At 71.1% G+C, this 22,975-nt stretch carries 20 protein-coding genes; 6 read left to right on the top strand and 14 right to left on the bottom strand.

Annotated elements, in window-relative coordinates; all coding sequences use genetic code 11:
* Nucleotides 1-127: 127 nt before the first annotated feature.
* Both purN and purM read right to left on the bottom strand, forming a co-directional pair.
* Nucleotides 128-799: a phosphoribosylglycinamide formyltransferase gene (purN, locus tag CSC62_RS10910; protein WP_162406210.1), complete on the bottom strand. Its 672-nt coding sequence runs from the start codon at nucleotides 797-799 to the stop codon at nucleotides 128-130.
* Between the two features lie 22 nt (nucleotides 800-821).
* Nucleotides 822-1,871: a phosphoribosylformylglycinamidine cyclo-ligase gene (purM, locus tag CSC62_RS10905; RefSeq protein ID WP_162406209.1), complete on the bottom strand. Its 1,050-nt coding sequence runs from the start codon at nucleotides 1,869-1,871 to the stop codon at nucleotides 822-824.
* Nucleotides 1,872-2,081: 210 nt separating this feature from the next.
* Between purM and CSC62_RS10900 the strand changes: the two genes are divergently transcribed.
* The 3 genes from CSC62_RS10900 to hda are packed head-to-tail and all read left to right on the top strand — an operon-like array spanning nucleotide 2,082 to nucleotide 5,094.
* Nucleotides 2,082-3,188: a DUF2066 domain-containing protein gene (locus CSC62_RS10900; protein ID WP_162406208.1), complete on the top strand. Its 1,107-nt coding sequence runs from the start codon at nucleotides 2,082-2,084 to the stop codon at nucleotides 3,186-3,188.
* Entirely contained in the window at nucleotides 3,185-4,384 is a 1,200-nt protein-coding gene (locus CSC62_RS10895; RefSeq protein ID WP_162406207.1) for an AI-2E family transporter, read from the top strand. Before CSC62_RS10900 ends, CSC62_RS10895 begins: the two co-directional genes overlap by 4 nt.
* Entirely contained in the window at nucleotides 4,381-5,094 is a 714-nt protein-coding gene (gene hda / locus CSC62_RS10890) for a DnaA regulatory inactivator Hda (RefSeq protein ID WP_162406206.1), read from the top strand. The genes CSC62_RS10895 and hda overlap by 4 nt, the downstream gene beginning before the upstream one ends.
* Before the next feature lie 143 nt (nucleotides 5,095-5,237).
* Here hda and murU read toward each other — a convergent pair whose 3' ends face one another.
* On the bottom strand, nucleotides 5,238-5,936 hold the full coding sequence (gene murU, locus CSC62_RS10885; protein WP_162406205.1) for an N-acetylmuramate alpha-1-phosphate uridylyltransferase MurU: 699 nt from the start codon (nucleotides 5,934-5,936) through the stop codon (nucleotides 5,238-5,240).
* A complete protein-coding gene (locus tag CSC62_RS10880) occupies nucleotides 5,933-6,952 on the bottom strand; it encodes an aminoglycoside phosphotransferase family protein (RefSeq protein ID WP_162406204.1) in 1,020 nt (339 codons plus the stop codon). The genes murU and CSC62_RS10880 overlap by 4 nt, the downstream gene beginning before the upstream one ends.
* A gap of 67 nt (nucleotides 6,953-7,019) precedes the next feature.
* Here CSC62_RS10880 and CSC62_RS10875 point away from each other — a divergent pair, with 67 nt between their 5' ends.
* On the top strand, nucleotides 7,020-8,429 hold the full coding sequence (locus CSC62_RS10875) for a mannose-1-phosphate guanylyltransferase/mannose-6-phosphate isomerase (RefSeq protein ID WP_162406203.1): 1,410 nt from the start codon (nucleotides 7,020-7,022) through the stop codon (nucleotides 8,427-8,429).
* A gap of 85 nt (nucleotides 8,430-8,514) precedes the next feature.
* Here CSC62_RS10875 and CSC62_RS10870 read toward each other — a convergent pair whose 3' ends face one another.
* Nucleotides 8,515-10,020: a M20 family metallopeptidase gene (locus tag CSC62_RS10870; RefSeq protein WP_162406202.1), complete on the bottom strand. Its 1,506-nt coding sequence runs from the start codon at nucleotides 10,018-10,020 to the stop codon at nucleotides 8,515-8,517.
* A gap of 201 nt (nucleotides 10,021-10,221) precedes the next feature.
* On the opposite strand from CSC62_RS10870, the gene CSC62_RS10865 reads away from it, so the two are divergent.
* Nucleotides 10,222-10,575 (top strand): ComEA family DNA-binding protein, encoded by a 354-nt coding sequence (locus tag CSC62_RS10865; RefSeq protein ID WP_162406201.1) that lies wholly within the window; start codon nucleotides 10,222-10,224, stop codon nucleotides 10,573-10,575.
* 373 nt (nucleotides 10,576-10,948) lie between these two features.
* The gene (locus CSC62_RS10860; RefSeq protein WP_162406219.1) at nucleotides 10,949-11,560 is read left to right on the top strand and encodes a HutD family protein; all 612 of its coding nucleotides are present in this window, start codon (nucleotides 10,949-10,951) and stop codon (nucleotides 11,558-11,560) included.
* Here the strand turns inward: CSC62_RS10860 and CSC62_RS10855 are convergent.
* The 9 genes from CSC62_RS10855 to CSC62_RS10815 form a co-directional block, all read right to left on the bottom strand.
* Nucleotides 11,554-13,185 carry a sulfite reductase subunit alpha gene (locus tag CSC62_RS10855; protein ID WP_162406200.1) on the bottom strand — a complete coding sequence of 544 codons (1,632 nt, stop codon included), beginning with the start codon at nucleotides 13,183-13,185 and terminating at the stop codon, nucleotides 11,554-11,556. The two genes, CSC62_RS10860 and CSC62_RS10855, sit on opposite strands and share 7 nt — an antisense overlap.
* Nucleotides 13,182-14,159, bottom strand: a complete 978-nt coding sequence (locus tag CSC62_RS10850; RefSeq protein ID WP_246194354.1) for an FAD:protein FMN transferase — start codon at nucleotides 14,157-14,159, stop codon at nucleotides 13,182-13,184. The genes CSC62_RS10855 and CSC62_RS10850 overlap by 4 nt, the downstream gene beginning before the upstream one ends.
* 20 nt (nucleotides 14,160-14,179) lie before the next feature.
* Nucleotides 14,180-14,986, bottom strand: coding sequence for a DUF4198 domain-containing protein (locus CSC62_RS10845; RefSeq protein ID WP_162406199.1), 807 nt, complete (start codon nucleotides 14,984-14,986; stop codon nucleotides 14,180-14,182).
* Between the two features lie 68 nt (nucleotides 14,987-15,054).
* The gene (locus CSC62_RS10840) at nucleotides 15,055-15,567 is read right to left on the bottom strand and encodes a DUF2271 domain-containing protein (RefSeq protein ID WP_162406198.1); all 513 of its coding nucleotides are present in this window, start codon (nucleotides 15,565-15,567) and stop codon (nucleotides 15,055-15,057) included.
* Between the two features lie 28 nt (nucleotides 15,568-15,595).
* On the bottom strand, nucleotides 15,596-16,240 hold the full coding sequence (locus CSC62_RS10835; RefSeq protein WP_425502017.1) for a PepSY-associated TM helix domain-containing protein: 645 nt from the start codon (nucleotides 16,238-16,240) through the stop codon (nucleotides 15,596-15,598).
* A 132-nt stretch (nucleotides 16,241-16,372) separates the two neighbouring features.
* Nucleotides 16,373-18,769 (bottom strand): TonB-dependent receptor domain-containing protein, encoded by a 2,397-nt coding sequence (locus tag CSC62_RS10830; protein WP_162406196.1) that lies wholly within the window; start codon nucleotides 18,767-18,769, stop codon nucleotides 16,373-16,375.
* Nucleotides 18,766-19,182 carry a hypothetical protein gene (locus CSC62_RS10825; RefSeq protein ID WP_162406195.1) on the bottom strand — a complete coding sequence of 139 codons (417 nt, stop codon included), beginning with the start codon at nucleotides 19,180-19,182 and terminating at the stop codon, nucleotides 18,766-18,768. The genes CSC62_RS10830 and CSC62_RS10825 overlap by 4 nt, the downstream gene beginning before the upstream one ends.
* Nucleotides 19,183-19,352: 170 nt before the next feature.
* Nucleotides 19,353-20,039, bottom strand: a complete 687-nt coding sequence (locus tag CSC62_RS10820; protein WP_162406194.1) for a Fe2+-dependent dioxygenase — start codon at nucleotides 20,037-20,039, stop codon at nucleotides 19,353-19,355.
* A gap of 50 nt (nucleotides 20,040-20,089) precedes the next feature.
* Nucleotides 20,090-22,423, bottom strand: coding sequence for a catecholate siderophore receptor Fiu (locus tag CSC62_RS10815; RefSeq protein ID WP_162406193.1), 2,334 nt, complete (start codon nucleotides 22,421-22,423; stop codon nucleotides 20,090-20,092).
* Nucleotides 22,424-22,975: the final 552 nt, after the last annotated feature.

The following is a 22,975-nucleotide window of genomic DNA, read 5'->3' as shown; positions in this document are numbered from 1 at the left end:
AAGATGACGGCAGACGAGAGAGAGGTCAGTTCCGTGGGCCCGGAGATGTGTAGAAGGGGCAGGGCGGTGGACAAGGGCATCGGGCCGGGCGGCGGGAAGATCGCGTCAGGATGCCCCGGGGACGGTGTCAGCCGTGTGATCCGGGCGCCAGGACGCCGCTGGAATCTAGTCGTAGCGGACTAAACAGGGTCTGACCATCCAGCAGGACCTGACCGTCGCGTTCAGCCAGGCGGCCGGCCACGGCCAGGGCCATGACCGCGGTCACCAGCCGGTGTTCCTGCGGCAGAAGCCGGGCGGCCAGGGTGTCGGGGGTGTCGCCGGCCACGACCGGGATCCGGACCTGGGCCGCCACCGCGCCGGCATCCAGCTCGGGCACCACGAAGTGGACGCTGGCGCCGTGCTCGGCATCGCCGGCCTCCAGCGCCCGGGCATGGGTGTGCAGGCCCTTGTAGCGCGGCAGCAGGGAAGGGTGGACGTTGAGCAGGCGGCCCTCGAAGCGGCGCACGAAGGCCTCGCCCAGGATCCGCATGTAGCCGGCGCAGAAGACCCAGTCCGGGGCGCTGGCGGCCACCGCATCGGCGAGCGCGGCGTCGAACGCGGCGCGGTCGGGGAAGCCGCGCGCGTTCGCGCTCCAGCGCAGCCCCGGCGGCACCCTTGCCAGCGCGGCCGCGTCCGGGCGGTCGGAGAACACGCCGGCGATTTCCGCATCCAGGCGGCCCTCGGCGATGGCCTCCAGCAGCGCCTGCAGGTTGCTGCCGCGGCCGGAGACGAGCACGGCGATGCGCGGTGCGGGCGCCATCAAGAACGGCATCGGGATCGGATCAGCCGATCCGCACGCGCTCGCCCTCGCCGGCGGCGGCGACCTGGCCGATCCGGCGGTGTTCCAGGCCCAATGCGTCCAGCGCCGTTTCCAGCGCGCCGGCGCCGGCCGGGTCGGCGACCAGGACGAAGCCGATCCCGCAGTTGAAGGTGCGCCACATCTCGGCGTCGGCCACCGCGCCCTCGCGCTGCAGCCAGTCGAACACCGGCGGAAGAACAATGGCCGAGGCCTCGATCTCCAGGCCCAGCCCTTCCGGGACCACCCGGATGATGTTCTCGGTCAGGCCGCCGCCGGTGATGTGGGCCATCGCGTGGATCGCCTCGCCATGTTCGCGTAGCAGCGACAGCACCGGCTTGACGTACAGCCGGGTAGGCGCCATCAGCGCATCGACCAGGGCCACGCCGCCGACCTGGACGTCGGCCGGGCGGCCGGCGCGGTCGTAGATCCGGCGCACCAGCGAATAGCCGTTGGAATGCGGGCCGGAGGAGGCGATGCCGATCAGCACGTCGCCGGCGCGCACCTTCGCCCCGTCCAGCAGCTGCGACTTCTCCACCGCGCCGACGGTGAAGCCGGCCAGGTCGTATTCGCCCGGCGGGTACATGTCCGGCATCTCGGCGGTCTCGCCGCCGATCAGGGCGCAGCCGGCCTCGGTGCAGCCGGCCGCGATCCCGCCGACCACAGCCACGGTGGTGTCCACGTCCAGCTTGCCGGTGGCGAAATAGTCCAGGAAGAACAGCGGCTCGGCGCCCTGGACCAGGACGTCGTTGACGCACATGGCGACCAGGTCGATGCCGATGGTGTCGTGCCGGTTCAGCTGCTGGGCCAGCTTCAGCTTGGTGCCCACGCCGTCGGTGCCGGACACCAGCACCGGCTCGCGGTACTTGCCGGACAGGTCGAACAGGGCGCCGAAGCCGCCCAGGCCGCCCATCACCTCCGGCCGGAAGCTGCGCCTGACCAGCGGCTTGATCCGCTCGACCACCTCGTTGCCGGCGTCAATGTCCACGCCCGCGTCGCGGTAGGTCAGGGGGGCGGGCGAGGGAGTCTGGCTCACGTGCGGGGCCTGCGGATCGGAATCGGGGCCGAGATTCTAGCAGCCGGGCCGCGCCCGGACCCCTGGCCCAGCCCGGTGTGCGCCTGGGCCCGCCCGCATGCCGGCGTGCCGTCGCTGCGGTCCTCACGCCGGCTCGATTGGCGCGCCGGCGGCATTCGGGCAACAATTCCTGCACCTCCGCCCACCGCGGTCTTGCCCGAAGGACTCCGCATGCGCGCCTGCCGTGCCGCCGGTACCGCCCTGTTCCACCTGCCTTCGCTGGGCCTTTCGCTGGCCCTGGCGATCCTGGCCGCGACCGCGCCGGCCCACGCCCAGGACGGCCTGCGCACCGAAGGCGACGTGGCCAGCGCCCAGGGTCTGTACTCGGGCGAGGTGCCGGTCAACAGCCAGACCGAGCAGGCCCGCGAATCCGGCTTCGCCCGCGCCCTGGCCCAGGTGCTGGGCAAGATTTCCGGCGATCCCAACGTGGTCAACCGCCCCGGCGTGGCCCAGGAACTGCGCAACGCCGCCAGCTACGTCGAGGGCTACGACTACCGCCAGGACCAGGGCACCTCGCCCGGCGGCGCGCCGACCTTCCGGACCATGCTGGTGGTGCGCTTCGACTCCGAGTCGGTGGACGTGCTCTCGGCCGCGCTGGGCCTGCCGGTGTGGCCGCAGCCGCGGCCCAAGCCGGTGCTGTGGCTGGCGATCGACGACGGCAGCGGCCCGCGCCTGCTCGGCACCGGCCAGGTCAATGCCGCCCGGCCCTTGTTGGACCGGGCGATCGAGCGCGGCTTCCGCCTCGGCCTGCCGGCCGGCGGTGCCGCCGAGCAGGCCGCGGTCGGCGCGATCTGGCGCCAGGACCCGGCCGCGGTGGCGCGCGCCTCGGCCCGCTACAGCCCGGCGATGCAGCTGATCGGCAAGATGTACCGCGCCGGCGCCGGCTGGACCACCGACTGGACCTTCGTCGACGCCGGCCGGGTCCTGGCCACCCGTTCGACCAGCAACGGCGATCCGCGCCAGGCCATGGCCAGCGGCGCCGACGTGGCCGCCGACGCGCTGATCAAGCGCTACGCCAAGGTCCCGCCGTCCGAGCCGGCCGGCACCTACCGGGTCGCCTTCAGCGGCCTGCGCAGCGCCGACGACTACCTCAAGGTCTCGGCCCTGCTGCAGAGGATGCCGGTGGTGCGGCGGGTGGCGCCGGTGCGCGCGGCCGCCGACCGGGTCGAGTTCGACCTGGACCTGCTGACAGGCATGTCCGGCTTCGAGCGCATGCTCGGCGCCGACGCCCCGGTGGTGGCGGTGGAAGGCGTGCCGGCGGAGTACCGGATCCGATGAACGCCGCCCGCGAGGAGTCGCCCGAATCGGAGATCGCCCGCTTCCTGCGCCAGCTCAAGTGGCTGGTGCTGGGCCTGCTGGCGCTGTGGCTGGTGTGGCTGCTGGGGCCGATCCTGACCCCGTTCGTGCTCGGTGCCCTGCTGGGCTGGCTGGGCGATCCGCTGGTGGACCGGCTGCAGCGCGCCGGCCGCTCGCGCAACGTCGCCGTGACCCTGGTGTTCGGGCTGATGTCGCTGCTGCTGGTGCTGGCCCTGCTGGTGCTGGTGCCCTTGCTGGAGCGCCAGATCAGGACCCTGGTCAACTCTTTGCCGCAGTACCGCGACTGGTTCCTGCAGACCGCGCTGCCGTGGGTGGAGGCCAAGACCGGGCTGGAACTGGTGGTATGGCTGGATCCGGAGCGGCTGATCGAGTGGGTGCGCTCGCACTGGCAGCAGGCCGGCGGCTTCGCCGCGACCCTGTTCGGCTACCTGTCGCGCTCGGGCTTCGCGATGGTGGCCTGGATCGCCAACATCGTCCTGCTGCCGATCCTGACCTTCTACTTCCTGCGCGACTGGGACCTGCTGGTGGAGAAGGTCGCTGCGCTGATCCCGCGCGACCACCTCGACACCGTCTCGCGCCTGGCGCGCGAGTCCAACGACGTGCTCGGCGCGTTCCTGCGCGGGCAGTTCGTGGTGATGGTGGCGCTGGGCGCGATCTACGCCATCGGCCTGCAGCTGGTCGGGCTCAAGGTGGGCGTGCTGATCGGGATCGTCGCCGGGCTGATCAGCTTCATCCCCTACCTGGGCGCGACCACCGGCGTGGTGATGGCGGTGGTGGCCGCGCTGGTCCAGGCGCAGGGGTTCGACCTGCAGCTGCTGGTGCTGGTGGGCGTGGTGTTCACCGTCGGCCAGTTGCTGGAGAGCTACGTGCTGACCCCGCGCATCGTCGGCGACAAGATCGGCCTGCATCCGGTGGCGGTGATCTTCGCGGTGATGGCCGGCGGCCAGCTGTTCGGCTTCCTCGGCATGCTGATCGCGCTGCCGGTGGCGGCGGTGGCCAACGTGCTGCTGCGCTTCGCCAGCGAGCGTTACCGGCAGAGCGGGCTGTATACCGGCGACCACGTGCAGATCGTGCTCGATCCCTACGTGGACCGCGGCAGCCTGGAGCAGGCGGCGGCCAGCGAGTCCGCCGTGCGGCAGGAGCAGGGACCGGCGTGACCGCGGCATCTCCGCCGGCCGGGACGCCGCAGCTGCCGCTGGCGCTGCGCTACCCGCCGGAACAGCGCCTGGACAGCTACATCGGCGCGCCTTCCGGGGCGCTGGAGCAGCTGCGCGCGCTGGCATGCGAGCCGGGCGCGGATTGGCTGTACCTCGAGGGCCCGGCCGGCTCCGGCAAGACCCACCTGGGCCTGGCCGCCTGCGCCGAGGCCGAGCAGGCCGGCCGCCGCGCCGCTTACCTGCCTTTGCGCGCGGCCGCCGGGCGCCTGGGCGAGGCCCTGCAGGCGCTGGAGGCCGATCTGGTCGCGCTGGACGGGCTCGAAGTGGTTGCGGGCGGACGCGAGGACGAGGTCGCGCTGTTCGATTTCCACAACCGGGCCCGTGCTGCCGGCATCGGGGTGCTGTACCTCGCGGCGGCCGCGCCGCAGGCCCTGCCGCTGGTGCTGCCGGACCTGCGTTCGCGCCTGGGCCAGTGCACCCGGATCGCTCTGCGGCCGCTGGACGACCAGGCCCGCCGGGACATCCTGCGCGACCGTGCGCGCCGCCGCGGGCTGGTGCTGGAGGAGGCGGCGATCGACTGGCTGCTCACCCGCACCGGCCGCGACCTGGTCCAGTTGCTGTCTTTGCTGGAGCGCATCGACCGCGAGTCGCTGGCGGCGCAACGCCGGGTGACGGTGCCGTTCCTGCGCGGCATGCTCGGCGCCCGCTAGTTCCCTCCGTGTAGGAGCCGGTCTTGCCGGCGACCGTGGAGGCGGACGCATCACCTGCACCCGGTTTCACGCAGACGTATCCGCCATGGCGGTCGCCGGCAAGACCGGCTCCTACGGGAGAAGCCAAAGACACCGGGCTATGGTCAGGCCTGCATTCGCAGGCTCCGGTCCAGCTCTTCCAGGCGCTGCGGCGTACCGACATCGGTCCAGCGCCCACGGTGGTGTTCGCCGGTGACCGCACCGCGCGCCATCGCCGCGCGCAGCAGGGGCGCCAGCCGGAAGCGCGGTGGCGAGCCGGGATCGCCGTCCACGGTGCCGCGCCAGCCTTCGAGTATCGACGGCCGGTATACGCCGATCCCGGAGAAGGTCAGCTTCGTTTCGCCTTCGGCGGCGATCCGGCCATCGCTGCCCAGGACGAAATCGCCGCCGGGGTGATGCCCGGGATTGTCGACCAGCAGCAGGTGCGCGTCGCCGTCCGGCTCGCGCGGCAGCCGGGCGAAGTCGCAGTCGCTCCAGATGTCGCCGTTGACCGCCAGGAACGGCGCGTCGCCCAGCAGGGGCAGCGCGTGCAGCATGCCGCCGCCGGTTTCCAGCGGCGCCGGGCCTTCGTGGCTGTAGTGCAGGCGCAGGCCCCAGCGCGCACCGTCGCCGAGCAGCTCCGGGAAGCGCGGCGCCAGCCACGAGGTGTTGACCACGACTTCCTCGATGCCCAGCGCCGCCAGCTTCTCCAGGTGCCAGGCGATCAGCGGCTTGCCGCCCGCTTGCAGTAAAGGTTTCGGCGTGTGCTCGGTGAGTGGGCGCATGCGCTCGCCCAGGCCGGCGGCGAAGATGAGCGCCCTCATGCGCCGGCTCCCGCGGCCGTGGCCTGCAGCGCCGGGCGGATGCGTGCGTCGAGCAACTTCTGCAGCCCCTCCAGCTGCGGATGCCGCGGCAGGACCTCGTCCAGGTAGGCGATGAAGCGCGGGGCGTCGTCCAGGTAGCGGCTCTTGCCGTCGCGGTAGCGCAGGCGGGCGAAGATGCCCAGGATCTTCAGGTGGCGCTGGACGCCCATCCAGTCGGCATCGCGCAGGAAGGTGGCCAGCGCCGGCACCGGCAGGCCCGCGGCTGCGGCATGAGCGTGGTAGCCGGCCAGCCAGCCGTCCACGCGCTGCAACGGCCAGGACAGGAAGGCGTCCTTGAACAGGCTTACCGGGTCGTAGGCGATCGGGCCGCGCACGCAATCCTGGAAATCCAGGACTGCCGGCGGCCGCGTGGGCATCAGGTTGCGCGGCATGAAGTCGCGGTGGGTCAGCACCTGCGCCTGGCCCAGGGCGTTGTCCATCAGCCGGCGCTGGGCCAGCTGCAAAGCCTCGGCCTCGCCGCAGTCCAGTTCGATGCCCAGGTGCCGGCGCAGGAACCATTCCTCGAACAGCCCGGCGTCGCGCTGCAGCAGCGCCTCGCCGAACTCGCCCATGCCCGGCGGCGGAACGATCGCCTGCAGCCGCAGGAGCTGGTCGATGGCCGCGTCGAACCAGGCGTCGGCGTTGCCGGCGTCGATCGCCTGGGCCAGGGTCGGCCCGCCCAGGTCCTCCAGCAGAAGGAAGCCGGCGTCCACGTCGCGCGCCAGCACCTGCGGCACGCGCACGCCGCCGCCTTCGAGCAGGTCGCGCATCGCCAACCAGGGACGCACGTCTTCCAGCCCGGGCGGGGAATCCATCACGATCCGGCTCGGGCCCTCGCCGCGGCTGCGCCAGTAGCTGCGCAGGCCGGCATCGACCGAGGCCCGTTCCAGCACCGCGCGCGGATCGCCCAGCGCGGCCCGCGCCCAGGCCAGGCGCCGGGCGTCGCGGGTGAAGGCCTCGGTCGTGCTTTCGTTCATGCGGGGGTCGGCGGAGGGCTTGGTGGCAAAGGGTAAACTGGCCCGCCACCGACGTGTGAGAAGTCCGATGACACGACTGCAACCCGTCCTCCTCTCCGGCGGTTCAGGCACGCGGCTGTGGCCGCTCTCGCGCGAGGCCTATCCCAAGCAGTTCCTGCCGCTGGCCGGCGAGGAGTCCTTGCTGCAGGAGACCTGGCGGCGGGTGGCCGAGCTGGCCGAGGCCGCGCCGCTGGCGGTGGCCAACGAGGAACACCGCTTCATGCTCGCCGAGCAGCTGCGCCAGACCGGCGCCGCGCCGGCGGCGATCGTGCTCGAGCCGGTCGGGCGCAACACCGCCCCGGCGATCGCCGCCGCCGCCCTGCAGGCCAGCGCCGGCGGCGAGGATCCGCTTTTGCTGGTTTTGCCGTCCGACCATGCGATCGCCGACGCGGCCGCCTTCCGCGCCGCGGTCCAGGCCGCCCGGGCCGCGGCCGAGGCGGGACAACTGGTCACCTTCGGCATCGTCCCCACCGGCCCGGAAACCGGCTACGGCTACATCAAGGCCGCCGCCGGGCAGGGCGTGCGCGCGGTCGAGCGCTTCGTCGAGAAGCCCGACGAGGCCACCGCGCGCGGCTATGTCGCCTCCGGTGAGTATTTCTGGAACAGCGGCATGTTCCTGTTCCGCGCCTCGCGCTACCTGGAGGAACTGGGCCGGTTCCGCCCGGACATACTCGAGGCCTGCCGCGCCGCCTTCGCCGCCGCGACCCGCGATGCCGACTTCGTCCGCCTGGAACGCGAGGCCTTCGCCGCCTGTCCGTCCGACTCGATCGACTATGCGGTGATGGAGAAGACCGATGCAGCCGCGGTGCTGGCGGTGGACGTGGGCTGGAACGACGTCGGCAGCTGGTCGGCCCTGTGGGAGGTGGCCACGCGCGACGATGCCGGCAACGCCCACCACGGCGACGTGGTCGCCCTGGACTGCCGCGACACCTATGCCTGGACCGACCGCCGCCTGGTGGCGCTGATCGGGCTGGAGGACGTGGTCGTGGTGGATACCGACGACGCCGTGCTGGTCGCGCGCAAGGACAAGGTGCAGCAGGTCAAGGACGTGGTCGCCGGGCTCAAGCGCGACGGCCGCGGCGAGGCGGTCCTGCATCGCAAGGTCTATCGGCCCTGGGGCGCCTACGACTCGATCGACACCGGCGACCGCTTCCAGGTCAAGCGGATCACGGTCAAGCCCGGCGCCGCCCTCAGCCTGCAGATGCACCACCATCGCGCCGAGCACTGGATCGTGGTCCGCGGCACTGCCAAGGTGACCCGCGGCGAAGAGGTGCTGCTGCTGTCGGAGAACCAGAGCACCTACATCCCGCTCGGCGTGCAGCACCGCCTGGAGAATCCCGGCAAGGTGCCGCTGGAGCTGATCGAGGTGCAGTCCGGCAGCTACCTGGGCGAGGACGACATCGTCCGCTTCGAGGACGTGTACGGGCGCAGCGCCTGAGGCCTGGCGCCACGCCGGCGCCGGAAAGAGAAGGCCCCGCCTTGGCGGGGCCTTTCCGTATGCGGCATCGATCCAGGGGCCGCCTTCAGCAGCAGCCGTGCTCGCCGTGCGCCTGGCCGCCGGCGACCGCGCCGACCCCGGCGGTCTCGCCGCGGACGCTGGCCTGGTAGTGCTCGGCGATCACGTGCGAGACGCACTGGGTCACCCGCTTGCCCATCGGGATGTGCAGGAACTCGTTGGGGCCGTGGGCGTTGGAATGCGGGCCGAGCACGCCGGTGATCATGAACTGCGCGCCCGGGAACTTCTCGCCGAGCATGCCCATGAACGGGATCGTGCCGCCTTCGCCCATGTACATCGCCGGCTTGCCGAACGCGGCCTGCGAGGCGGCCTCGATCGCCGCGGTCAGCCACGGCGACTGCGCCGGCGCGTTCCAGCCGGTGGAGGCCTTCTCCAGCTCCAGCTCGACCCGGGTGCCGTTCGGCGGGTCCTTGAGCAGCACTTCCTTGAGCAGCTCGCCGGCACGCTTGCCGTCCAGGGTCGGCGGCAGCCGCAAGGACAGCTTCACCGAGGTGTGCGGGCGCAGGACATTGCCGGCCGAGGACAGGGGCGGCATTCCGTCCACCCCGGTCACCGACAAGGCCGGGCGCCAGGTGCGGTTGAGCACCAGCTCGGTCAGGTCGCCGGACATCGGGGCCATGCCGTCCAGGAACGGGAACTTGCTGAAGACCTCGTCGCCGAGCACCCCGGCGACCTTGCCGGCCTGCTCCAGGCGTTCGGCCGGGACCTCCACGTACAGGCCCTCGACCTTGATCCGGCCGGTGTCCTCGTCCTCCAGCCGCGACAGCAGCTGGCGCAGCAGGCGGAAGCTGGATGGCACGATCCCGGAGGCGTCGCCGGAGTGCACGCCTTCGCTGAGCACGTTGACGGTCAGGTTGCCGCCGGCCAGGCCGCGCAGCGAGGTGGTGCACCACAGCTGCTCGTAGTTGCCGCAGCCCGAATCCAGGCACACCACCAGCGAGGGCTTGCCGATCCGCGCGGCCAGGTGGTCCACATAGGCCGGCAGGTCGTAGCTGCCCGATTCCTCGCAGGCCTCGATCAGCAGCACGCAGCGCGCATGCGGCACGCCTTGCTTTTGCAGGGCCTGGATCGCCGCCAGCGAGCCGAAGATCGCGTAGCCGTCGTCGGCGCCGCCGCGGCCATAGAGCCTGTCGCCCTTGAGCACCGGGACCCAGGGACCCAGGTCCGGATCCCAGCCGGTCATTTCCGGCTGCTTGTCCAGGTGGCCGTAGAGCAGCACGGTGTCCTCGCCGGCGCCTTCGCCGCTGGCCGGGACCTCGACGTAGATCAGCGGGGTGCGGCCTTCCAGTTGCACCACCTCGACCTGCAGGCCCGGGATCGCCTGCGACCTCGCCCAGGACTCCATCAGCCGCACCGCCGCGTCCATGTGGCCGTTGGCCTGCCAGTCCTTGTCGAACATCGGTGACTTGTTCGGGATACGGATGTACTCGACCAGCTGCGGGACGATGTCCTCGTCCCACTTCTGGCCGATGAAGTCCGCGGCGTCGGAATGATCCAGCCGGGTGCTGTCCATGAGGGCTCCAGAGGTAAGTGATGCAACCAATTCTACGGCGGAGCGGCGTGTAGGATTTTTCCTACAGATGAACGGGAGGTTTCCCGGCTGTCACCGGGCCGGGCCGGCGATAGGCTTGCTGCCGGTAACGCGGAAGATGGAACGCACCGGGGAGACGGCAGGACGCCGGTCCCGGTCCATCAACCAACAAGGAGCGTTGCCATGAAGCCGTTTTCCGTCCTGATGAAGTCGCTGGTGCTGTCCGTGCTGCTGCTGGCCGGGACCGCGTTCGCCGCGGACAAGGTCGACATCAACACCGCCGACGCCGCGCAGCTGGAACAGGTCCTGGTCGGCGTGGGGCCGGCGAAGGCCGAAGCCATCGTCGAGCACCGCAAGGCCAACGGGCCGTTCAAGAGCGCCGACGAGCTGGCCCTGGTCAAGGGCATCGGACTGAAGACGGTGGAGCGCAACCGCGACCTGATCGCGGTCGGCAACGCTCCGTCGCCGCAAGTCAGGCCGTCGGCCGCCCCGGGCGCCGCGCAGGCCAAGCCGGTGGCCCCGGTCGCCCGCCGCTGAGGCGGGCACCGGAGCCGGAAGGCCGGAAATTCCGGCCTTCCCCGTAACGAGGCAGTACGCGCAAGGTTTCGTTTCGCCGGACGGATGCTGGACGTCGCGGACCATCTGGATGGTCCATGCCGCAAGCGGCATCCGCCCGCAGCGCTGGAGTCGGTTTCACGTACGGATGCGTGGCCGACGCCTACTGGCAGGGATGCGGTGAGGGAGGCAGGAAGCCGACAGGGAAGTACCCATCGCCCGGTGTTGCACAGGGAGTGCAGCCGGGCGATGTCATTTCCGCTGATCGATTTCCGTCTTGCTTTGCTCCCACATGGGGAACGAAGCGCAGGCTGCGGCAACTGGACACCGCGAGCTCCGGCGGCACAATTGCCGGATGTTCCATGGCCCCGCCCAGTTCCTGCCTGCCCACGAGTACCGGCGCCTGCGCTGGCGCAACGGCGCCGGCTGGACCCGCGAGATCCTCGCGCTGCCCGACCCGGAACGCTGGGACCTGCGGCTGTCGATCGCGGAGATCGAGGCGCCGGCCGCCTATTCGCCCTTTCCGGGGATGCTGCGCGAACAGGTGCTGCTGGCGGGCAACGGCCTGCGCCTGGACTTCGCCGATGGACAACAGGTGGAACTGGCGCCTCCCTACCAGCGCGTCCGCTTTTCCGGTGAACGTGACCTCGTCGCCATGCCCGTCGATGGCCCGGTGCAGGCGTTCAATCTCATCTGGCGGCCGTCGGCGCTGGAGGTGGAACTGCTGCACCGGCCGCTGGTGGGCGGGATGTTCTGTTTCGCCGACGCCGAAACCGCCTGGGCGCTGCACCTGCTGGGCGGCACCGCGCGGATAAGCGGCGATGGCGGCGAGCAACTGCTGGCGGGCGGCGACAGCGCCTGGCTGGCCAGCGCGCAGCGCCGCCGCTTCGCGATCGATGGCGCGGGCGAGGCTTTGCTGCTGCGTGTGGGGCGTGCCGGCGGCGATGAGTCGCCGCGGTTTCAGTAAACGTCGCGGCGGTAGCGGCCTTCGATCCGCAGACGGTCGCGCAGTTCGTCGCCCAGGATCGACGCCAAAGCCGTGTCCACGCCCGGCGCCATGCCGCTGGCGTTGCCGCAGACCAGCACGCATGCGCCCTCGGCGATCCACTGGCGCACGGCGTCGCCAGCCGCCAGCAGCCGGTCCTGGACGTAGGCGCGGTCGCCGTCGTCGCGCGAGAAAGCCAGGTCCAGCCTCTGCAGCCAGCCCTGCGCCTGCAGCTCCCGCAACTCCTCGCGGTGGAAGAAGTCGCGGTCGGCGTTGCGCTCGCCGAACAGCAACCAGTTGCGGCGGGCGCCGGCGGCGACCCGGGCGTGCAGGTGGGCGCGCAGTCCGGCCAGGCCAGTGCCGTTGCCGACCAGGATCAGTGGCTTTCCGGGCGGCGGCGGGTGGAATCCGGGATTGGCACGCAGGCGCAGGTCGATCGCATCGCCGCGCCGGGCGTGGCGGCACAGCCAGCCGCTTCCGAGGCCGGGTTGGCCATCGGCTTCCGTCATTTCCCGGACCAGCAGGTGCAGCTGGCCGTCCTCCGGGATCGAGGCGATCGAGTACTCGCGGTGCGGCAAGGGCCGCAGCCGCGCGGCCAGCGCCGCGGCGGGCAGGCCGTGCAGTCCGGCCGCGTCCGGCAGTTGCGAGCGGGCCAGCAGCGCGGCGAGGGATTCCTCGCCGCGTTCGCCGGCCACGACCGTCTCGCCGTCCAGTTCCAGCTGCCGCAGCAGTGCGCCGACCCGCGTCGGCGGATTGCGCGGCCCGATCTCGGCGATGTCGCCGGGCTGCCAGGCGGGTAGCGGACCGGTCGCCGGCAGCAGGCGCAGGTCGTAGACCGGCCCGCCCTGGCTGCCCGGGTTGAGCAGCTCGCGCTCCACCAGCCGCCAGGGCTCGTAGGCCGGAGGCGCCCAGTCGGGCAGCTGGCCGGTGCCCGCGATCCGGCCCAGTTCGTACTGCCAATGGCGCAAGGCGGCTTCGTCGGCGTTGTCGACCTCGACCCGGTCGAACAGGGGCCGGGCGCCGCGGTGGCGCAGCCATTCGTCCAGTTGCCGGCCGAAGGCGCAGAAGTCCACGTACTCGCGGTCGCCCAGCGCGAGCAGGGCGTACTCCAGCTCCGCCAAGGCCGGGGCGCCGGCCATCGGGCCGCGCAGGAAGCGAAGGGCGTGGTCGGGCGGGTCGCCCTCGCCGGTGGTGCTGGCGATGAACAGCGCGCGCCGGGTCGCCGCCAGTAGGGTGCCGTCGACCTGGTCCAGCGGCAGCAGCAGCACCTGCCGGCCGCCTTCGTGCAGCGCCGCGGCGCTGCGTTCGGCCAGGGCGGTGGCGAATCCGGTCTGGCTGGCCCAGGCCACCAGCAAGGGCGGCTCGCCTCCGTCCGCGGCGCCGGCGGCGGCTGCGCGGCGCGGCCACAGCAGCGCCGCGCAGGCCGCGGCATAGGCCAGCGCGACCGCGCCGGCCAGCCACCAGTGCGAGGGCCGCGGCGTCGCCAGCCACCAGGCGTCGGTATGCAGGGCCAGCAGTCCGCCGGCGGAGGCGGCGAGCACGAGCAGGACCAGGGCGTTGCCCAGCAGGTTCCAGCGGCCGTCCGCGGGAGGAGAGGGCGCGCTCATGCCGCCAGCCGCGCGCGGAACGCGTCGGTCATCGATTCGTGCAGCCGACCGGCGGCCTGGCGGGCGACGAAGCGCGCGGCCAGGCCGCGGGCCTGGGCGAACGCCAGGCCCTGTTCGAGGCCCATCACGGTCAGCGCGGTAGCCCAGGCGTCGGCATGCATGGCGTCGGCGGCGACCACGGTGACCGAGGCGGCCGCGCGTTCGACCGGGGCGCCGCGGCGCGGATCGAAGGTGTGTGCATAGCGCACGCCGTCCTGCTCGAAGCGGTGCCAGCGGTCGCCCGAGGTCGCCACCGCGGCCTCGTCCAGCACCAGCACGCGCGCCGGCAATTCCTCGATGGCCGCTTCCTCGTCCACTTCCGATTCCACCAGCACCCGCCAGGCCTGGCCGTCGGGCTTGCGGCCGAAGGCGCGGATCTCGCCGCCCACTTCCACCAGCGCCGCGGCGATATCGCGTGCACGCAGGTGCTCGGCGACGAGGTCGGCGCCGTAGCCCTTGGCGATCGCCGACAGGTCCAGCTGCAGCTCGCCGGGCTGCAGCAGTTCGCGGCCGTCGGCCCGGCGCTGCAGGCTTTGCCAGCCGGTGCGCGCTCGCTCGCGGGCGATCTCGGCCGCGGCCGGCACCCGCCGCGGCCGGCCGGCGCTGCCGAAGCCCCACAGGTCCACCAGGGGGCCGATGGTCGGGTCGAACGCGCCGTCGCTGGCGTCGGCCACGTCCAGCGCGCAGGCGAGCACGGCGGCGAATTCGGCCGGCAGCCTTTGCCAGCTGCCGGCCGGCGCGCGCCGGTAGCGGCTGATGTCCGAGTCCGCCTCCCAGGTGCTCATCTGCGCCACCACCCGATCCAGCTGGCGCTGGATCCCGGCGTGCAGCGCATGCAGGTCCGATCCGGGAGGCGCGTACAGGCGCGCGCTCCAAGTGGTCCCCATGGTCTGCCCGCCGAGGCTGGCGAGGCTCCCGGCGGCAGCCTGTTCCATCGCGGTTCCCGTCGCCGCGCTTACTGCGGCAGCACTTCCAGGGTGGCCACGTAGCTCAGCCGGCGCTGCTTGGCCTGCGGCACGCTGGTCTTGGCGTCCTGGCTGGACGTCTCCAGCCAGTACATGCCGGCCTCCGGCCAGGTCACGCTGAACTCGCCGGCGGCGTCGGTGGTCGCCTTGATCTCGTCCTGGGCGTTGCGATAGCGGGTCTCGCCGCGGACGATCTCGAACTCCAGCCCCGATGCCGGCTTGCCGTCGACCAGCACCCGGAACTTCGCCGGCTCGCCGGCGAACAGGTCGTTGGGATGGGTCAGCGGCAGCAGTTCGATGCCCTTGCCGCTGGGCTTGAGCGCGGTCTCGTTCGGCGAGCCGTTGGTGACGAAGGTCTCGTTGCGGCCCACGCTCTGCGACACCTGCAGGTTCTTGGCGTCCTTCGGCACTTCGGTAGCGAAGGTCTGGGCGTTGCCGCGCCAGCGCTTGGGCTTGCCGTCCTCTTCCCAACTGGCGAACAGACCTTCGCTGACCACCGCGATCCGGTAGGTGCCCTGCTGCTTGAGCTGCACGTCGAACACGCTGCGGTACTTGCCGGTGGCCGGGTTCTGCGGCTGCACGCTGCTGCCGTCGGGCGCGGTGATCACCAGGTTGTCCAGGCGGATCGGCACGTGGTTGAAGTAGAACAGGTCGTTGGACACGGCCGCATCAACCGTGATCCACGGGTCGGCGCCGGCCAGCACGGTCTGCGAGGGACGCAGCCAGGCCTTGTGCGCGGCGGCGGAGAAGGGGACGGCCAGGGCGAGTGCGGCTGCCAGGATCAGGGTGCGCTTCATGGTGGACCTCCGGTGGGTATCGACGACGGACGGGTCGGATCGGGAAAGAATGCGGGCGGGCGTGGCGCTCAGGGCTTGACCGCCAGGCTGACCGCGCCCAGCTCGCTTTGGCCCTGGACCTTGGCGGCCTGGGCCTTGCCGTTCCAGGAAAAGGGCAGCTTCACCAGTTCGCGGCCGCCGACTTCGCGCGCGGCCTCGACCACCAGGGTGTACTCGCCCGGGGCCAGGTCCTTGAGCTGCGGCTGGCTGCCGGCGAAGGCCAGGGCATGGGTGCCTACCGGCCGGGTCGGCCCGGTGACGCCGTCCACCGGCACCTGCAGGTTGCGCCCGGACTTGCGCCACCACTGGCGCAGGTCGGGCAGCCACTTGGTGCCATGGCCCTCGGCGGTGTCGCGCAGCTGGTACCAGACGGCGAGGTTGGCCGCGACCTTCTGGTCGGCGCCTTCCACCCAGATCGCCACGTAGGGGCGGTGGTATTCGGCGACGTTGAGCTTGGGGATCTCGACGTTGACCTGCAGCTCGGCGGCGTAGGCCGGGAGCGTCAGCAGGCCGCTGACCGCGATGAAGAGCGTGGCGCGCATCGGTGGAACCTCGTGTGGAAGTGGAGGGTCAGTGGATCAGGAGCAGGGCCAGCAGCACCGGCACCACCAGGCCCAGGCCGACCAGCGGCCAGGTCAGGCGCCTTTGCCGCGCATGCAGGTGCAGCAGGAACAGGCCGGTGATGCAGAACACCAGGCAGGCGATCGCGAACACGTCGATGAACCAGCCCCAGGCCGGTCCCGCGTTGCGGCCCTTGTGCAGGTCGTTGAAGTAGGAGACCCAGCCGCGGTCGGTACGCTCGTACTCGATCGCGCCGGTCTCGCGGTCGATGCTCAGCCAGGCATCGGCGCCGGGCGAGGGCATCGACAGGTAGGCCTCTTCCGGCGACCACTCGGCGGGGCGGCGGCCGACGGGGACGTCGAGCGCATCGTCCAGCCATGTGGCGATGGCTGGCGGCAGCGGCGCGTTGCCTTCTTCCGGGGCGCCGGCCAGCGTCTCCAGCAAAGGTGCGGGCAACTCCAGGGCGCGGTTGTCGACCTGCGGGCTGGCCTCGATCTTCGCGGCGTGGTTGAGGGTGATGCCGGTGGCGGCGAACAGCAGCATCCCCACCAGGCACACCGCCGAGCTGATCCAGTGCCACTGATGCAGCGTGCGCAGCCAGAAGCCGCGACGGCGCTGGGCGGTGACCGGGTCGGGAGAGGCGGTGGCGGGCACGGAAGGACGGGTTCGGTCGGGTCGCCAAGTATAGGCCATCGATGAGAACGATTCTCATCGATGGCCGGTTCCCGGGAGGAAACGCATGCGCGGCCGGGCGGTTGACACACCCGGCCCACGCGCGCGCGAAAGTCAGAAGCTGAAGTTCACGCTGACCCAGACGTTGCGGGCCTTCTCCTTGTTGTTGTAGTCGTCCTGCGCCGACAGGGTCCAGCTGCCGTCGCCGGCATCCAGGAACGAGTACTGGTAGCTGGTGAAGTCCCGGTCCAGCAGGTTGTTGATGCGGGCGTTGACCGTGACCCATTCGGCCAGCTCGTACGAGGCGCCCAGGTGGAACACCTCGTAGTCCTTCCAGTACAGCGGCTGGCGGGTGGTCGCATCCACGCCGCGATAGCGCTTGGAACGCAGCTCGGCGCTCAGGAACAGGTTGAAGCGCTCGGTCGCCTGCCAGTCCAGGGTGGCGTTGGCCATGTGCTTGGCGCTGTTGCCCAGCGGCAGGCCCTTGGACGTGCCGCTCTTCTGTTCGCTGTCGGTGTAGGTGTAGTTGGCGCGCAGGCCGAAGCGCTCGGCGACCTGCCAGCGGCCGGCCAGCTCGGCGCCCTGGACCACGGCCTCGTCGATGTTGACCGGCACGCTGCCGGTGACGTAGCCGAGCTCGGCGTATTCGCCGGTGGGGCAGGCCAGCGCCAGGTTGGCGCCGCAGCTCTCGGTGGAGAGCTTGTCGTCGAATTCGTTGCGGAACACGGTGGCGTTGAAGTTGTGCCCGTCCGGATGCTGCCAGTACACCGCCAGCTCGGTGCTGGTGCTGGTCTCCGGCTGCAGGTCCGGATTGCCGAACAGCGGGGTGGTGCCCTGGCCGCCGAAGCCGGTGATGCCGTCGTACAGCTGGGTGGTCTTGGGAGTCTTGAAGCCGGTGCTGACGCCGCCCTTGACGGTCCACTGTTCGCTCAGGGTCCACACCCCGTACAGGCGCGGGCTGACCTGGCTTCCGAACACCTCGTGGTCGTCGTAACGCAGGCCGTAGGTGACCGCCAGCGGCTCGACCACGTACCAGGTGTCCTCGGCGAACAGCGAATACATGTTGTGCTCCTGGATCGCGCTGGGGGTGCCGGCCTCCATGCCGAACACGCCGTCCTCCAGTTCGCCGCGGATCACCTGGGTGCCCAGCACCGAGGTGTGCCGGCCGCGCGCCTGCCAGGGAATGTCGAGCTTGGCGTCCAGGGTGTACTGGCGGCTTTCCAGGGTGCGCTTGGGGCGCGGCAGGAAGGTCGATTCAGCCAGGGCACGGCGATCGGCCAGGCTCATGCCGGCGTACTGGCCGGTGCCGTCGAACATCGCCAGCAGCTGCTCGCGCTCGGCCACGGTGAACGGCAGGGTGCGGCCGTCGTTGTTGGTGGCGATGTGGGCCAGCGAGACCAGGCTGTTGCCGAACGCCCACTTGCCGTCGTGGGTGATCGACCAGCCCTCGCGGGTGAACTCCTGGGTCGGACCGTAGCCGACCCGCGGATTGGCGCGGCGCCCCCAGGTGCCGCCGTTGGCGCGGCAGGCGTTGGCGTTGGCACCGGCCGCGCCCAGGCAGGCGTTGCCCGCCGCCCAGATGCTGGCGAGGCTGTCGACGGTGCCGACCGGGTATTCCTCTTCGCCGTCGTCGTTGATCTTGGTGCCGTTGTCGTATTCCTGCTTCGAGGTGTCGTAGTCGAAGGTCAGGCTCTGGTTCTGCGCCAGGATCCACTCCAGGCTGGCGCCGGCGGCCTTGTTGGTGTTGTCCACGGTCTTGCCGCCGGCGCCGAAGCCCAGCGGGCGGGTGTGGGTCACGCCGGCCGGGTCGGTGACCGGGGCGTACACCGGGTTGGAGGCGTCGCGCTGGTACCAGCTGCCGCGCGCGCTAAGGTTCAGCAGGCCCTTCACCAGCGGGCCGGTGACGAAGAAGTCCGCGGTGGCGTCGTCGCCGAACTGGTCGTCGGTCTCGATCGTGCGGCTCAGGCTGAGCGAGCCGCTCCAGTTGTCCAGGTTCTTCTTGGTGATGACGTTGATCACGCCGCCCATCGCGTCGGCGCCGTACAGGGTCGAGGCCGGGCCGCGGATCACCTCGATCCGCTCGATCGCGTCCAGCGGCGGGATGTGGTTGAACTGGTTGCCGCCGAAGTTGTTCGGGTAGATGTCGCCGTGGTTGTTCTGGCGGCGGCCGTTGACCAGGATCAGGGTGTAGTCCGAGCCCATGCCGCGCATGGAGATGGTGCCCTGGCCGGTCTTGTCGCGGGTCTCGCCCACGTCCACGCCTTCCAGGTCGCGGACCGCGTCGAGCAGGGTCATGTACGGGCGCTTGGCCAGGTCTTCGCGGGTGATGACGCTGATGCTGGCCGGGGCGTCGGTGAGCTTCTGCTCGAAGCCGGCGGCGGTGACGACCACGGTGTCGAGGGTATTCGGATCGCCGCTGGCGACCGGGGCGGCAAGGGCCTGGATGGCGGTGGAGGCGAGCGTAGCAGCCAGGGCGGCGGGGAGGAGGGCAGGACGGAGGTGACGGTTCATGGGAAGGCTCGACAAGGCGATGAGGTGCGCTGGCCGTTGCGCGTGTCCAGGGCGGGCGCACGCCGGCCGCACGCGGGGGTGCGGGAAGCGGGATGGGAGCGGGGCGCGCGCGGCGGCTCGGCGGCCGGCGCAGGCACGGAGCGCACGGAATCGACACCGGCCGGTTGCGTCAGCAGGACCCAGGTGGCGTCCTGCACATCCGGCGCCAGGACCGGTATCAGCAGGGGGACCGGACGCCGCTTCTTCGCCGGCGCCTGGCGATGGAGTTCGTCGCCGGGGAGGCCGTCACCCGGTACGTCCAGGGACGCATGCAGGACGACAGCCTCTTGTTCGAGGAGGAGCTGGTCGCAATGCCCGTCCGCCTGGGCGGCCACCGGAAGCAGCACCGAGGCCAGCGCCAGCAGCAGGGCCACGATCCAGCCGGCCGGCAAGACGCGCGCGGCCACGGCCCTTACGGGCAGCGGCAGGCCGCATCGTGCGCTGGAGTTGGGTTGGATCACGCGTTCCCCGGTCGCCGCCCGGTGGCGGTCGCCGCATATCTTAGATGGGAATGCTTATCATATCCAGACGGGAACGGTTTACGTCAGACCTCGGCCCATTGCCGCAGAAGGTTGTGGTAGACGCCGGTCAGCTGCAGTACCGCGCTGGGGTCGGCCTGGCTCTGGCGCAGGGATTCAATGGCCGTGTCCATCTCCAGCAGCAGGCGCCGGCGGCCGTCGTCGCGGACCATGCTCTGCACCCAGAAGAACGAGGCCAGGCGCGCGCCGCGGGTCACCGGAAGCACGCGGTGCAGGCTGCTGGACGGATACAGGATCATGTCGCCGGCCGGCAGCTTCACTTCGTGTTCGCCGTAGGTGTCGCTGATCACCAGCTCGCCACCGTCGTATTCGTCCGGCTCGCACAGGAACAGGGTGCAGGAGACGTCGGAGCGTACCTGCAGGCGTTCCGGCCCGCTGCCGCTGATCATCACCGCGCCGTCCACGTGGAAGCCGTACTCGCCGCCGCCGGTGTAGCGGTTGAAGCGCGGCGGCAGGACGCGCAGCGGCAGCGCGGCGGCGAAATAGAGCGGATTGCGTTCCAGCGCCGCCAGCACCACCCGGCCCAGTTCGGCCTTCAGCGGCGAGGCATCGGCGAGCTGGTGGTTGCGCTTGACCTGGGCGCCTTGGGCTCCGACCGTCTCGCGGCCGTCGGTCCAGTCGGCCGTTTCCAGTGCCTGGCGGACGCGGGCCAGTTCCTGCGCGTCGAGTACCTGGGGAACGTGCAGCAGCATCGTGGCGGCTCCGAAAGCCGGCCGGGGCCCGGGCCCCGGCCGGCGGTGGATCAGAAGCGCAGTTCCGCGCTCAGCAGGCAGGTGCGCGGCATGCCCGGAGTGTAGCGGTAGCCGCTCTTGTTGATCGCCGCCACGTACTGCTTGTCGAACACGTTGTAGGCGTTCAGGCGCAGGCTGAGGTGGTCGTTGACCGGATAGGAGGCCACCGCGTCCCAGACGGTATAGGACTTGGTGAACGCCGGAGTGCCCACCGCGCCGTCGGTTCCACGGTGCATCTGCCCGGAGTAGCGCACGCCGCCGCCCACGGTCAGGCCGAACGGCAGGCGGTAGGTCGTCCAGCTGGTGAACGCATCCTCGGGGGTGTAGGTCAGGTTGTTGCTGCCGTCGGCGGTCAGCAGGCTGCCCTTGTCCACTTCGGTCTTCTGGTGGGTGTAGCCGGCCGAGACCGACCAGTTGTCGGTGAGATGGCCGACCACGGAGATCTCCACGCCTTCCACGGTCTTCTGGCCGTTCTGGTAGTAGCCCTCGGCCGCGTTGCCGGTGATCTCGTTGGTCACCTCGGTGCGGAACAGGGCCACATCCAGCGCCAGCGCGTCGTCGAACAGGCGCCACTTGGAGCCGATCTCGGCGGTGCGCGCCTCCTGCGGGTCCATGTTGATGTTGTTGGCGTTGCCGGCGGTCTCGTTCAACTGGAAGTTGCTGCCGCCCGGCGGCTGCTGCGAGAGCGCGTAGTTGGCGTACAGGCTGACGGCCTCGTTGGCCTTGTAGACCGCGCCGAGCTTCCAGTTGATCAGGGTGTCGGAGTCCTCCACGGTCCGGCTGGCGATGACGGTGCCGGCCGGACTGCTGCCGCAGGCCGGGCCGCCGCGGCCGCCGCACACCGAGGCGCTGCGGTACTCGGTCTCGTAGTGGTCGGCGCGTACGCCGGCGGTGAGCAGGAAGGCCTCGCCGAACGCGAGCGTGTCGAACAGGTACAGCGACGAGGTGGTGGTCCTGCCGTCGGTGTAGGCGCCGGTAAGGCGGGTGGTCAGGCCGGTGGCGTTCCAGTCCGGGTCGTACAGGTTGGCGGGCGTCCAGCCGGCGCCGGTGGTGCCGGCCAGGCCCCAGGACTTCTGCTGCTCGCGGGTGAATTCCAGGCCGGTGCTCAGGTTGTGCCGGACCTGGCCAGTGGCGAAGTCGGCGCGCAGGTTGAGCTGGTCGGTGAGGATGGTGTTTTCCTGGTCCTTGTAGGTCAGGTTGCTGCGATTGAGGGTGTAGGTGGACAGGTCGTCGATGTCGGTCCACTTGATGTTGCCGGCCATCGGGTTGCCGCTGTTGCCGCCGGTGGACATGAACGCGGTCAGCAGGTAGTCCTGTTCGGTCTTGCCCCAGCGGGCGATGTTGCTCAGCTTCAGCGCTTCGGAGAAGTCGTGCTCGAAGCGGAAGGTGGCCTGCTGCGCGGTGACGTCGTCGTGGTCGTAGCGGGTACCGTAGAAGTTCTCCGGATCGACCGGGTGGTCGGCCAGCTGTTCCAGGCCCGGCTGCGGGGTCCAGCCCGGCAGGCCGAGGGTCGGCACGAAGCCGTCCGGCACGTTGTCCTGCTCGATGTAGAGCAGGTTCAGATGGTAGCGGGTGTCGGTGCCCAGGCCGAAGCCGAACGACGGGGCCAAGCCCCAGCGGCTGTTGTTGACGTGGTCGCGGCCGGCCACGTCGCTGTCCTGCCACAAGGCGTTCACGCGCACTGCGGCGGTGGCGCCCAGGGTCTGGTTCCAGTCCGCGGTGGCGCGCTGCTGGCCATCGCTGCCCGCCGAAACCACGGCGGAGACGGCGTCGTGCAGGTTGGCCTGCTTGCTGACCATGTTGATCGCGCCGGTCGGCGCGCTGCGGCCATTGTCGGTGCCGGCCGGGCCCTTCACCACTTCGACCTGCTCGGTGTTGAACACGTCGCGCGAGATCGAACCCAGGTCGCGCACGCCGTCGACATAGATGCTGCCGGAGCTGTCGAAGCCGCGCATGTAGACGGTATCGCCGGTACTGGTGTTGCCGTTCTCGCCGGCATAGAAGGTGCCGACCCCGGCGCTGTTGCGCAAAGCCTCGGTCAGGGTGGTCGCGCCCTGCTGGTTGAACAGGTCGCCGGTGATGACCTGGATGGTCTGCGGGGTGTCCTGCAGCGGTTGGGTGAACTTGGGCGAGGCCACGCGCTCGGCCTTATAGCCGTGCACGCCCTTGACCTCCAGGCCGTCCAGGGTGGTGGCGTTGCCGGCGCGGGTTTCGGCGGCGTCGACCGCGTCGGCGGCGGCGACCGGCCCGGCCAGGGCCAGGCCGGTGAGCAGGGTGGCGGTGGCCAGGCTGGGCTGGGTGCGCAGCGCGGCAGGCGCGTATTTGCGGGTCCTGATGTGGGTCATGGGTGGTTTCGCGGGTGGGTGGTGGAGGAAGAGCGGCCCGAAGCGGCGGCGCAGGCGCGGCGGCAGCCGTCCCGGAAGGGAACGGAGCGGAGGGCGAAGGACGAATGCGCGTGCTGTTGCGCGCGCATCGACAGGCGCGTCAGACGGCGGGAGGACCCTGGCCGCGATGGCGTGGCGGACGGCTGCCGGCTAAGGACGGCGCAGGTGCGGTGCGCGCGGGGTGGCCGGCTTCAGGGTGTGCTGCAACTACCGGCGGCGGCAGGCAGGGGTCTTCGCTTTCGCACGCGCCGCTGCAGGGCAGGCAGACGCGCGCGGCGGCGGAAAGCGGACTGGTAGCGACGGGACAGGAGCGATGGCCGTCCGTACCGGCCGTGGCGGCGACGGGCGCGTCGTGGGCTGTCGCTTGGCGGCCCGGCTCCGTCCAGGCCAGCAGCCCGAACAGGAACAGCCCCGCGAGCCAGGCGATCGCGAAGGCGATCCGGCTGCGAGGCGGCGGGCAGGCGCGGGACGGGGCGGTTTCCAACGACGTTGACCGGCGGCACGGGCTCGACG

Source organism: Pseudoxanthomonas jiangsuensis (assembly GCF_010093185.1).
GTDB lineage: Bacteria > Pseudomonadota > Gammaproteobacteria > Xanthomonadales > Xanthomonadaceae > Pseudoxanthomonas > Pseudoxanthomonas jiangsuensis.
The sequence above is the reverse complement of the archived record's forward strand: the minus strand, read 5'-3'. Positions and strand labels throughout refer to the sequence as shown.